The organism is Streptomyces sp. NPDC001480 (genome assembly GCF_042894725.1).
GTDB lineage: Bacteria > Actinomycetota > Actinomycetes > Streptomycetales > Streptomycetaceae > Streptomyces.
Genome location: NZ_JBIAVX010000010.1, coordinates 186,008 through 197,748 on the forward strand (window position 1 = coordinate 186,008; position 11,741 = coordinate 197,748).

Here is an 11,741-nt window from a genome sequence, read left to right on the forward strand (position 1 = left end):
GGCACCTTAGGGCGCAGCTCAGCCCCTGAACCCCAGCAGCCGGTGCAGCCGTGCCCCGGGGGACGAGACGGACGCCGTCCTGCCGGCGAGCGGCTCTGGGTCGGGCAGGGTGCGGCACACCGCGTCGGCCTCACCGCCGCCGCGCGGGACCTCGCCGTCGGCGAGGTAGGCGGCCAGATAGGTGTCAAGGCAGGTGTTGCCGCTCAGCGTGATGCCGTGGTTGCCGCCGCCCTGCTCGACGACCAGGCTGGAGCCGGCGAGGAGCCGGTGGACCGTCACGCCGCCCTGGTAGGTGGTGGCCGCGTCGTGCGTCGCCTGGAACAGCAGGGCGGGCGGCAGTTCGCCGTTGGCCACGTTCACCGGGCGCAGGGTGTCCGTCGGCCAGAACGCGCACGGCGCGTTGTACCAGGCGTTGTTCCAGGCCATGAAGGGCGCACGGTCGTACACCGCCCACGTGTCCTTGCGCCACTGGCCGAAGTCGCGCGGCCAGGGGACATCACGGCACTGCACCGCGGAGTAGACGCTGTAGCCGTTGTCGCCGGTGGAGTCGACCGCGCCCAGCTTGTCGTACACCTCGACGAGCGGGCCGGCGTCCCTGTCGTGCGCGTACGCTGCGAACGCCTCGGCGAGGTAGGGCCAGTAGCCGTTGTAGTAGCCGCCTGGGATGAAGGTGTCTTCCAGTTCGGCGGCGCCGACCCTGCCGCCCGCGGGCTTCTTCGCGAGCGCCGCCCGCATCGCGTACCACGCGGCCTCGACCTTCGCGGGGTCGGTGCCGAGCCCGTACGTCGAGTCGTACGTGGCGATCCACGCCATCAGGGCGCGGTGGCGGTCGTCGAAGGCGTAGTCCTGGGCGAGGTTGTCGTCGTACCAGACGCCGGTCGGGTCCACGACGGAGTCCAGGACCAGACGGTGCACCCGCCGCGGGTAGAGCTTGGCGTAGACGGCTCCGAGGTAGGTGCCGTAGGAGTAGCCGAAGTAGCTGACCTTGTCGGCGCCGAGGGCCTGCCGGACGGTGTCGAGGTCCCGGGCGGCGCTGACGGTGTCCATGTACGGCAGCACGCTCGCGTACTTCTTGCCGCAGGCGGCGGCGAAGGCCTTCGCGCGGGTGAGGCCCGCCTTTTCCAGCGCGGGAGTGGCGGGGACCGTGTCGGGGCGTACGGGACCGAAGGAGCCGGACGCGCAGTCCAGCGCGGGGCTGCTCCGGCCCACGCCGCGCGGGTCGAACCCGATCACGTCGTACTGGCCGGCCACCGCCCTGGGCAGGGCCGAGGCGACGAAGCCGGCCAGTGTCAGACCGCTGCCGCCGGGGCCGCCGGGGTTGACCAGCAGCGGGCCCTGGTAGGTCTTCGCGGTGTGCGGTACGCGGGAGAGGGCGAGCGTGATCTGCCGTCCGGCCGGGTGGGCGTGGTCGAGCGGCACCTTCAGGGACGCGCACTGGAGCGTCGGATAGTCGGCGGTGCCGCACTCCTTCCAGGCGGGCTCGGCGGCCGGGGCTGCGGCCGCGGGCCGCGCGGTCCGCGGCGTGCTCGCGCCGGCGGGGACGGCCGTGACCGACCCGGCGAGGACGGCGGCGGCAGCCCACAGCACGGCTGCGCGTGTTCTCATCGGTCCTCCCGGGACGGCTGCGGGCAGGGACCGCGAGGTCACGGTCCCTGCCGGATCGTCCCGGGAAGCGCACCGGCGGGAACGTGTCGGGCCGATACTTGACCCGATTGGGCCGTGGGATGCCCTCGAACGCTCTCAGATCAGGGTGAGTTGTGTCGGTGTCTGTACGTCGGGCCCGGTGGCGAGGGGTTCGGCCGGTTCGGGCGGGCGGATCCTGCGGTGCGTGCCCGCGCGCGTGGGGCCGATGCCGTACTCCTCGGCCAGTTCGTGGACCTGACGGGTGATCCGGCGCTGGTACCACTTCGGCGCGTAGGCGCCCTCCGCGTACAGCCGCTCGTAACGGCGCACCAGATGCGGGTGGCGGGCGGCCAGCCAGGACATGAACCACTCACGGGCCCCGGGCCGCAGGTGCAGCACCAGCGGGGTGACGGAGGTGGCACCGGCGGCCGCGATCGCCCGCACGGTGGCCCGCAGCTGGTCGGGGTGGTCGCCGAGGAACGGGATCACCGGCGCCATCAGCACCCCGCAGCCGATGCCGTGCTCGCCGAGGGTCCGTACGACGTCCAGGCGGCGCTCGGGCGCGGGCGTGCCCGGCTCCACGGTCCGCCACAGGTCCTGGTCGGTGAAGCCGACGGAGACCGAGATCCCGATGTCGGTGACCCGCGCGGCCCGGGTGAGCAGGTCGAGGTCGCGCAGGATCAGCGTGCCCTTGGTCAGGATGGAGAAGGGGTTCGCGCGTTCGGTGAGGGCGGAGATGATCCCCGGCATCAGGCGGTAGCGGCCCTCGGCGCGCTGGTAGCAGTCGACGTTGGTGCCCATCGCGACGTGCTCGCCCTGCCAGCGGGGCGAGGCCAGCTGGTGGCGCAGCAGCTCGGGCGCGTTCACCTTGACCACGATCTGGGTGTCGAAGCCGATGCCCGTGTCGAGGTCCAGGTAGCTGTGCGTCTTGCGGGCGAAGCAGTACACGCACGCGTGCGTGCAGCCCCGATAGGGATTCACGGTCCACTCGAAGGGCATGCGGGAGGCGCCCGGCACCCGGTTGAGGATGGAGCGGGCCCGGACCTCGTGGAAGGTGATCCCGGCGAACTCCGGCGTGTCGAACGTGCGCGTGGTGACCGCGTCGGCATCGAACAGTGCGGTGTCGGCCCGGCCGTGCTCGGACTCGGCTGTGAGGTTCTCCCAGCGCATCAGGCCTCCTCGGTAGCGCTGAGCACAGAATAGAACATCTGTTCCCATGATCGTGCAAGGGTGTTTTCCGACCGCATGACGACCGCACGACAACCGCATCGGACAGCCATGGGCACCCCGATTTGGGCGGCCGGGGACCGGGGTGGTTGGCTTGCCCCAACCCCGAGAACACAGGTCCTGGAGGAACGCAATGGCGCAGGTCGAGGCCACCACGGAGCGGATCGTCGCAGCGGACGCGGAGAAGGTGTTCGACGCCCTCGCCGACTACACCGGCACCCGCGAGCGAGTGCTGCCCGAGCACTTCAGCGAGTACGAGGTCCGCGAGGGCGGCGACGGCGAGGGCACTGTCGTCCACTGGAAGCTCCAGGCCACCAGCAAGCGCGTCCGCGACTGCCTCCTGGAGGTCAGCGAGCCCACCGACGGCGAGCTGGTCGAGAAGGACCGCAACTCCTCCATGGTCACCACCTGGCGCGTCACCCCCGCCGGGGAGGGGAAGTCCCGGGTCGTCGTCGCCACCACCTGGAAGGGCGCCGGCGGCATCGGCGGCTTCTTCGAGAAGACCTTCGCCCCCAAGGGCCTCGCCCGCATCTACGACGCCCTCCTCGCCAGGCTCGCCGCCGAGGTCGAGAAGTAACCCGAGCCCCCCTCACCGGTTCGAGTGGATGTCCACACGGCCCGGTACGGTGCCGTAACTCGTCGCGCTTGCTCGTAGTTGTCCCCGATGAGTGGTTACGCGGGGAATCGTGCGACAGCGCGACGAGGGGAGCGGCACGTGGGCGGGACGATTCTGGTGCAGGACGAGCCGGCCGTGGCACCCGACCGGCCAGCCGCCCCACCGCCCGCACCCGCCGCCCCGCTCAGCCCCCGCCGGGTGCGGCTGATCTTCGCCGGGCTGATGCTCGCCCTGCTCCTCGCCGCCCTGGAGCAGATGATCGTCGCCACCGCGCTGCCCGGGATCGTCGGCGAACTGCACGGCCTGGACCGCGTGTCCTGGGCGGTCACCGCCTATCTGCTCACCTCCACCGTGGGCCTGCCCGTCTACGGCAAGCTCGGCGACCTCGTCGGCCGCAAGGGCGTCTTCCAGTGCGCGATCCTCGTCTTCGTCGCCGGCTCCGCCCTCGCCGGGCGGGCGCAGACCATGGACCAGCTGATCGCCTTCCGCGCCGTGCAGGGCGCCGGCGCCGGCGGGCTCCTGACCGGCGTGCAGGCGATCATCGCGGACATCGTGCCGCCCCGCCGCCGCGGCCGCTTCCTCGGCCTGATCGGCGCCGCCTTCGGCCTCGCCTCCGTCGCCGGACCCCTGCTCGGCGGCTACTTCACCGACCACCTCTCCTGGCGCTGGTGCTTCTACGTCAACGTCCCCTTCGGCCTGCTCACCCTGGCCGTCGTCACCGCCGGCCTCAAGCTCCCCAAGCCGCCCTCCCGGGGCCGCTTCGACCTGCTCGGCGCACTGCTGCTCACGGCGGCCTCCACCTGCCTGGTGCTGCTGACCAGCTGGGGCGGCACAGAGTACGCCTGGGACTCACGCGTCGTCCTCGGCCTCGGCGCCGGCGCGACGGCGGCCGCCGCCCTCTTCGTCCTCGCCGAGCACCGCGCCGGCGAACCCCTCATCCCGCCGCGGCTGTTCCGTGACTCCGTCTTCACCGTCACCGGCCTGATCGCACTGGTCGTCGGCGTCGCACTGTTCGGCGCCGCCACCTACCTGCCGACCTTCCTCCAGATGGTCGACGGCGTCTCCGCCACCGAGTCCGGCCTGCTCATGCTGCCCATGATGGGCGGCATCGTCGGCGCCTCCGCCGTCGCCGGCCAGCTCATCAGCCGCACCGGCCGCTACAAGATCTACCCCGTGCTCGGCGGCGCCCTCTCCGTGGCCGGCATGTGGCTGCTGTCCCGGCTCCAGACCGACACGCCCCGGCTGCACTACAGCATCTGGATGGCCGTCCTCGGCGCGGGCATCGGCATGGTGATGCCCGTCCTCGTCCTCGCCGTGCAGAACTCCGCGCGCCCCGCCGACCTCTCCACCGCCACCAGCGCCAACAACTACTTCCGGCAGATCGGCGGCTGCGTCGGCGCCGCCGTCTTCGGCACCCTCCTCACCGACCGGCTCACCGACGCCCTGCACCGGCGCCTGCCCGCGCACGGGGGCGCCCGCCTCCCCGACCCGGAGTCGCTCACCCCACGGCTCGTGCACGCGCTGCCGCCGGCGCTGCGCGACGCCTGCGTCGCCGCCTACGCCGACGCCATGCCCCGGATCTTCCTCTACCTGGTCCCGGTGCTCGTCCTCGGCCTGCTGCTCGCCTTCTTCCTCAAGGAGAAACCACTGGTGTCCCACTACGCCTCCGTCACCGACCAGGAGACCGCGCCGGTGACCGCCCCGATCCCGCACGCCCGTTCGCCGTACACCGCCGGCATCCCGGTCTGCGGCACGGTGCAGCACCACGACGGGACCGTGGTGCCCCGCGCGGCACTCACCCTGATCGACGTCGCCGGACAGCAGGTCGGCCGGGGCGCCAGCGGCGAGGACGGACGGTACGCGCTGGCCACGCCCGGCCCGGGCTCCTACGTACTGATCGCCGCCGCGGGCGGCCACCAGCCGCAGGCCGTCTCCGTCACCGTCGGCGAACGCCCCGTCGAACTCGACGTCGTCCTCGGCGGCGCCGGCCGCCTCGCCGGTGCGGTGCTCACCGCCGACGGAACCCCCGTACGGGACGCCACCGTCACCCTCACCAACGTGCACGGCGAGGTCGTCGCGAGCACCCGCAGCGGACGCGAGGGCGGCTACGTCATCACCGAACTCGTGGCCGGCGAGTACACCCTCGCCGCCAGCGCGCCCGCCTTCCGGCCCGCCGCGCTCCCCGTCACCGTCCAGGCCTCCCGGGAGACCCGCCAGGACGTCGAACTCGCCGGCGGCGCCCTGCTGCGCGGCACCGTCCGGGCCGGCGGCGGACGCCCCGTCGAGGACGCCCGCGTCACCCTCCTCGACGCCGCCGGCAACGTCGTCGACACGCTCACCACGGGCGGCGACGGGACGTTCCGGTTCGTCGACCTCGCCTCCGGCGAGTACACCGTCATCGCGGCGGGATACCCGCCCGTGGCCACCGTGCTCCAGGTCGCGGGCGGCGGCAGGACCGAACGGGACCTCCAACTGGGCCACGAGGACTGACGTCCGCCGACCGCCCGTACCGGTGCATAGCGTGCGCCGGGGCGTCGCGCACGGCAATTCACCAATTGCCGCACACGCGCCGTGCGCCGGCCGTACCGTGGAGTAGGCGGCACAGATCATGACGTGGATCGTGCGGTGCCGACGGGGAGCCCGCGCAGTCCAGGGGGAGAGAGGGTCAGGGCCATGGACCGTGGCACGGAAGTGGGCGTAGACCCTGGGGAGGGCGACGCGCAGTGGGCTGCCGGGGTCGGCCGGATTCCGCTCGCCGTGGTCGTCGTCGACCGCGACGGCCTGGTGTCGCACTGGAGCACGGGCGCCCGGCGGCTGTTCGGCGTCGAGCGGGAGGAAGCCGTGGGCCGGCCCGCCGCCGACCTGCTGCCGGTCTCCGGCGCCCTGCCCGACGACCTCGACCCCGAACCACCGCTGGACGCCTACGGTCCCTACGAGGCGTACGACGGGCTGGGCCCCGACCTCGAGGCCTCGCTCGGCGGCCGGACCGCCTACCCGACGGCCGGCCGGGCCCGGCTCTCCGGACAGCCCACCGAAGGGCCCGCACGGCCGGAAACCGGCGGCGAACGACTCGACGTCCTGTGGTGGGCCTACCCACTCGTCGGTCCCGGACCCGCCCGCCTCCTGGTGCTCGCCGCCGACGCCACCCGGCTGCACATGGAGCGCGGCTACGACGACGAGACCGCCGAACGCATCGCGCCCGGCTTCGCCCGCCACACCGAACTCCCCGCCTTCGACGAACTCGCCCGGCGGCTGCCCGAGATCCTGCCGAACATGGGCCCCGGCCTCAGCGGCCGCATCGTCGCCCAGATCCTCGAACTGGGCTACCCGGTACTGGAGTTCAGCCAGTACGACCGGGTGCCCGTGACCCCCGACTGGGGAGTGCCGCGCCGCGCGGGACGCCTCCCCGCCGAGACCGGCACCATCGCGCAGGGGCGGCCGGTGGCCGTCGTCCCCGTCCCTGTCGGCGCCGAGCACGACCTGGAGTACGCGGCCGTCCGCGAACGCCTGGAATTCCTCAACGAGGTCAGCTCCGGCATCGGCACCTCGCTCGACCTCGGCGAGACCATCCGGGAGGTCACCAGCGCCGCCGTGCCACGCTTCGCCGACTTCGCCGGCACCCACCTGCGCGCCGCCGTCCTCGCGGGCGAAGGCTTCCCGGACGGCCCGCCGGACGCCCACACCGTGATGCACCGCGTCTGGGTCGAGCACAACGACGAACCCGGCCGCTGGGACGACACCGTGCCGGTCGGCGAGACCTTCGCCTTCCCCGAGCACACCCCCTTCTACAAATGCATGGTCACGGGCGAACCGGTCCTGATCCCGAGGGTCACCGAGGAACTGGCGGCCCGTATCTCCGGCGAGTTCGAGAAGCGCGACCTCAGGCCGCTCATCACCGGCCGCTCCCTGCTGATCGTGCCGCTCAAGGCACGCAACGTCGTCCTCGGCTTCATGGTGCTGATGCGCCGACCCGACCGCCCCACGTTCGACGACATGGACCGCACCACCGGCGCCGAACTCGCCGCCCGAGCGGGCCTCGTACTCGACAACGCCCGCATGTACACGTACCAGGAGAACGTCGCCGACACCCTCCAGGACAGCATGCTGCCGCAGGTCGCCCCGCGCATGCCCGGCTGCGACGTCGCCACCCGCTACCTGCCCGGCACCCGGCTCGGGCGGATCGGCGGCGACTGGTTCGACACCATCAAACTGCCCGGCTCACGCACCGCCCTCGTCGTCGGCGACGTCATGGGACACGGCCTGAACTCGGCCGCCATGATGGGCCAGCTGCGCACGGCCGTACAGACCATGGCCGCCATGGAGACCCCGCCCGCCCAGCTCCTGCGCAACCTCGACGACTTGGCCCGCCGGCTCGGCGAGAACTACCTCGCCACCTGCCTGTACGCCGTGTACGACCCGATCCGTGGCGAGGTGCACCTCGCCAACGCCGGGCACATCCCGCCCGTCCTGGTACGTGCCGCGGACGGCCGCAGCGAACTGCTCGACCTGCCGACCGGCGCCCCCATCGGCGTCGGCGGCGTCCCCTTCGAGTCCACCGTCGTCCGGGTCTCGCCCGGCGACCGGTTGGTGCTGTGCACGGACGGCCTGGTCGAGGTACGCGGAGCCGACATCGGCGACGGCCTCGCCGCGCTCTGCGAGTCCGCCGCCCACCCCGCGGCCTCCATGGACGACGCCTGCGACACGATCATCCGCGCCCTCAACACCCGCGGCGGACGCAAGGACGACGTCGCGCTGCTCATGGCCAGACTCAACGGCGTCCCCGCCGGGCACGTCGCCGAATGGCACCTCGCCCGCGACCCGCGCGAGGTGGCCCGCGCCCGTCGGCTGGTCCGCGGCCGGCTCCTCGAATGGGGGCTCGCCGACGCGGTGGACACCACGGAACTGCTGGTCAGCGAGGTCGTCAGCAACGCCGTACGGCACGGGGACGGCGACCGGATCGGGCTGCGGCTGGTCCGCACCGACGCGCTGCTGTGTGAGGTCACCGACGACGAACCGGCCCTTCCCGTCCTGCTCGGCGCCGGCACCCACGACGAGTCCGGCCGGGGCCTGCGCGTGGTCAGCCGGCTGGCCCGCGAATGGGGTGCCAGCGCCGCCGGGCACCGCAAGACGGTGTGGTTCGAACAGGCACTGACGCCACCCGGCCGCCGGGGCTGAGGCGCCGGGGCTGAGGCGACGACAGGGGCGCACGAGTCGCAGGCGTGTACCCCCGGTGCGCGCCGGCTCGAACATCTGGTGAAAGGTGACCCCCGCCCCTTGTCCGGTACCCCGTGACCGCGATACTCCGATCACGGAACCGACCTGGGGAGCGTGCATGAAGGTCTCGGAGAACTACCGCAACAACTGGGAGAGTTACTGGCGCGAGACGTCCGACGCACGGGGGGAGGCCATCTGGGACGCCGATCCGTCACTGAGCGCCGCACCGCACAGCGAACTGCTCCTGCCGTACGCGGACACCACACGCACCATCGTCGACCTCGGCTGCGGCAACGGCACCCAGACGCGGTACCTCGCCACCCGGTTCACCCGTGCCGTGGGCGTCGACCTCTCGCACGCCGCCATCGAACACGCCCGCCGCGCCGCGGACGGCGACACCGCCGAGTTCCAGCAACTCGACCTGACCGACACCGAGGCCGTCCGCGCCCTGCACACCCGCCTCGGCGACAGCAACGTGTACATGCGCGCCGTCATACACCAGAGCGAACCGGAAGCCCGCGCCGCGGTCGCCGCCGCGGTCGCCGAACTCATCGGCACCCTGGGGCGGGCCTTCGTCGTCGAACTCACCTCCGGCTCCCGGCAGGTCCTGCGCCGCGCCTCCGCCGACCCCGACGGCCCCCCGCCCAAACTGCGCCGCGTCTTCCAGCACGGACTCAAGCCCGCCGACGCCAACGACGAGGAGATCCCCAAGCTGCTCGACGAGGCGGGCCTCACGATCCTCGCCGACGGCGAGACGACCCTGCCGCAGACCGAACACATGGCGGACGGCACCCTCATCGACCTCCCCGCACACTGGTTCGTCCTCGCCCGCGACACCACGGCCGGCTGAGCGCCGCCCACCGAGCCGGACGCCCAGCCGTGCCCGGTCCTGGCCCGGAGGTTCTCCGACGCGTAGCGTGACGTCGTATGAAGATCCTCATCAGTGCCGACATGGAAGGCGCCACGGGGGTCACCTGGCCGGCCGACGTCCTGCCGGGGACACCGCAGTGGGAACGCTGCCGCGCGATGTTCACCTCGGACGTGGCCGCCGCCGCGCTCGGCTTCTTCGACGGCGGGGCAGAGCACGTACTTGTCAACGAGGCCCACTGGACCATGCGCAACCTGCTCCTCGAACACCTCGACGAGCGGGTGCAGATGCTCACCGGGCGGCACAAGTCGCTGTCCATGGTCGAAGGCGTGCAGCACGGCGACGTCGACGGCATCGCGTTCGTCGGCTACCACGCGGGCGCCGGCATGGAGGGCGTCCTCGCGCACACCTACCTGGCCAACTCCGTCACCGGGGTGTGGCTGAACGGCGAGCGGGCCAGCGAGGGCCTGCTCAACGCGCACGTCGTCGCCGAGTTCGGGGTACCCGTCGTCCTCGTGACCGGCGACGACGTGGCCTGCGAGGACGCGCTCGGGTACGCCCCCGAGGCGCTCAAGGTCGCCGTCAAGGACCATGTGTCGCGGTACGCCGCCGTGTGCCGCACACCCGCCAGGACCGCCGCGGACATCCGCGCCGCCGCGAAGGAGGCGGCCTCACTGGCAGTCCGTCACACGCCGGTGCGCGGCGGCCCGTTCACGCTCACCCTGGAGTTCGACGCCGAGCACCTCGCCCAGGCCGCTACCGTCGTGCCGGGCGTCGACCGGATCGGGGAGCGGAAGGTGGCGTACACCAGCGACACCATGTACGAGGGCATCCGTACCTTCAAGGCGGTCACCACGATCGTCTCGGCCGCGGTGGAGGAGCAGTATGGCTGACGAACGGGCACTGGACGAGGTCGTCCGGTTCACCTCCGACCTGATCCGGATCGACACCACCAACCGGGGCGGCGGCGACTGCCGGGAACGCCCGGCCGCCGAGTACGCGGCCGAACAGCTCGCCGGGGCCGGGCTGGAGCCGGTGCTGCTGGAACGGACCCCCGGGCGTACCAACGTCGTCGCCCGGATCGAGGGCACCGACCCGTCCGCCGACGCGCTGCTCGTGCACGGTCACCTGGACGTGGTGCCCGCTGAGGCCCGCGACTGGAGCGTCCACCCCTTCTCCGGCGAGGTCCGCGACGGAGTCGTGTGGGGGCGCGGAGCCGTCGACATGAAGAACATGGACGCGATGATCCTCGCCGTGCTGCGCTCCTGGGCCCGGGAGGGCGTACGCCCCCGGCGGGACCTCGTGGTGGCCTTCACCGCCGACGAGGAGGCCAGCGCCGAGGACGGCGCCGGGTTCCTCGCCGACCGGCACCCCGGCCTGTTCGAGGGCTGTACGGAGGCCGTCGGCGAGTCGGGCGCGTTCACCTTCCACGACGGCGGCGGACGGGAGCTGTACCCCATCGCCGCCGGAGAGCGCGGCACCGCCTGGCTGAAGCTCACCGCGCGGGGCCGCGCCGGACACGGCTCCAAGGTCAACGGGGAGAACGCGGTGACCCGGCTCGCCGCCGCCGTCGCCCGGATCGGCGAGCACGAATGGCCGCTGCGGATGACCCCCACCGTAGGCGCCGCCCTCACCGAACTCGCCGCCCTGTACGGCATCGACGCGGATCTGCACGACGTGGACCGGCTGCTGGAGAAGCTCGGCCCGGCCGCGAAGCTCGTGGAGGCCACCGTCCGCAACAGCGCCAACCCGACGCTGCTGGAAGCCGGTTACAAGGTCAACGTCATTCCGGGCGAGGCGGTCGCCTACGTCGACGGCCGGTATCTGTTCGGCGGCGAGGACGAGTTCCGCGCCACCCTCGACCGGCTCACCGGGCCGGACGTGGACTGGGAGTTCCACCACCGCGAAGTCGCCCTCCAGGCGCCGCTGGACTCCCCGACATACGCCCGGATGCGGGCCGCCGTCGAGGAGTTCGCACCCGACGGGCACGTGGTGCCGTACTGCATGTCCGGCGGCACGGACGCCAAGCAGTTCTCACGGCTGGGCATCACCGGCTACGGATTCGCCCCGCTCAAGCTCCCCGAGGACCTCGACTACCAGGCGCTGTTCCACGGCGTCGACGAGCGGGTCCCCGTCGACGCGCTCCACTTCGGCGTCCGCGTCCTCGACCGCTTCCTGCGGTCGGCCTAGGCG

Annotated in this window: 8 protein-coding genes; 6 read left to right on the forward strand and 2 right to left on the reverse strand. The window is 72.5% G+C overall.

Annotation, left to right across the window (positions count from 1 at the left end):
* Nucleotides 1-18: 18 nt before the first annotated feature.
* Nucleotides 19-1,605 carry an alpha/beta hydrolase gene (locus tag ACFY01_RS25795; protein WP_390738094.1) on the reverse strand — a complete coding sequence of 529 codons (1,587 nt, stop codon included), beginning with the start codon at nucleotides 1,603-1,605 and terminating at the stop codon, nucleotides 19-21.
* Between the two features lie 135 nt (nucleotides 1,606-1,740).
* Nucleotides 1,741-2,793 carry an Rv2578c family radical SAM protein gene (locus ACFY01_RS25800; protein WP_390738095.1) on the reverse strand — a complete coding sequence of 351 codons (1,053 nt, stop codon included), beginning with the start codon at nucleotides 2,791-2,793 and terminating at the stop codon, nucleotides 1,741-1,743.
* Nucleotides 2,794-2,983: 190 nt separating this feature from the next.
* Here ACFY01_RS25800 and ACFY01_RS25805 point away from each other — a divergent pair, with 190 nt between their 5' ends.
* The 6 genes from ACFY01_RS25805 to ACFY01_RS25830 all read left to right on the forward strand — a co-directional run bounded on the left by ACFY01_RS25805 (nucleotide 2,984) and on the right by ACFY01_RS25830 (nucleotide 11,738).
* Complete coding sequence (locus ACFY01_RS25805; protein WP_390738096.1) at nucleotides 2,984-3,427, forward strand: SRPBCC family protein; 444 nt, start codon at nucleotides 2,984-2,986, stop codon at nucleotides 3,425-3,427.
* Between the two features lie 138 nt (nucleotides 3,428-3,565).
* Complete coding sequence (locus ACFY01_RS25810) at nucleotides 3,566-5,956, forward strand: MFS transporter (protein WP_390738097.1); 2,391 nt, start codon at nucleotides 3,566-3,568, stop codon at nucleotides 5,954-5,956.
* Between the two features lie 183 nt (nucleotides 5,957-6,139).
* Nucleotides 6,140-8,641 (forward strand): SpoIIE family protein phosphatase, encoded by a 2,502-nt coding sequence (locus tag ACFY01_RS25815; protein WP_390738098.1) that lies wholly within the window; start codon nucleotides 6,140-6,142, stop codon nucleotides 8,639-8,641.
* 157 nt (nucleotides 8,642-8,798) lie between these two features.
* Nucleotides 8,799-9,530 (forward strand): class I SAM-dependent methyltransferase, encoded by a 732-nt coding sequence (locus ACFY01_RS25820; RefSeq protein ID WP_390738099.1) that lies wholly within the window; start codon nucleotides 8,799-8,801, stop codon nucleotides 9,528-9,530.
* A gap of 77 nt (nucleotides 9,531-9,607) precedes the next feature.
* Nucleotides 9,608-10,441 carry a M55 family metallopeptidase gene (locus tag ACFY01_RS25825; RefSeq protein WP_390738100.1) on the forward strand — a complete coding sequence of 278 codons (834 nt, stop codon included), beginning with the start codon at nucleotides 9,608-9,610 and terminating at the stop codon, nucleotides 10,439-10,441.
* Nucleotides 10,434-11,738 carry a M20/M25/M40 family metallo-hydrolase gene (locus ACFY01_RS25830; protein WP_390738101.1) on the forward strand — a complete coding sequence of 435 codons (1,305 nt, stop codon included), beginning with the start codon at nucleotides 10,434-10,436 and terminating at the stop codon, nucleotides 11,736-11,738. The genes ACFY01_RS25825 and ACFY01_RS25830 overlap by 8 nt, the downstream gene beginning before the upstream one ends.
* Nucleotides 11,739-11,741: the final 3 nt, after the last annotated feature.

What these genes read in the sequence shown, in the direction of transcription:
- ACFY01_RS25795 (WP_390738094.1), bottom strand. Translation starts at nt 1,605, where the DNA reads ATGAGAACACGCGCAGCCGTGCTGTGGGCTGCCGCCGCCGTCCTCGCC.
- ACFY01_RS25800 (WP_390738095.1), bottom strand. Translation starts at nt 2,793, where the DNA reads ATGCGCTGGGAGAACCTCACAGCCGAGTCCGAGCACGGCCGGGCCGAC.
- ACFY01_RS25805 (WP_390738096.1), top strand. Translation starts at nt 2,984, where the DNA reads ATGGCGCAGGTCGAGGCCACCACGGAGCGGATCGTCGCAGCGGACGCG.
- ACFY01_RS25815 (WP_390738098.1), top strand. Translation starts at nt 6,140, where the DNA reads ATGGACCGTGGCACGGAAGTGGGCGTAGACCCTGGGGAGGGCGACGCG.
- ACFY01_RS25820 (WP_390738099.1), top strand. Translation starts at nt 8,799, where the DNA reads ATGAAGGTCTCGGAGAACTACCGCAACAACTGGGAGAGTTACTGGCGC.
- ACFY01_RS25825 (WP_390738100.1), top strand. Translation starts at nt 9,608, where the DNA reads ATGAAGATCCTCATCAGTGCCGACATGGAAGGCGCCACGGGGGTCACC.
- ACFY01_RS25830 (WP_390738101.1), top strand. Translation starts at nt 10,434, where the DNA reads ATGGCTGACGAACGGGCACTGGACGAGGTCGTCCGGTTCACCTCCGAC.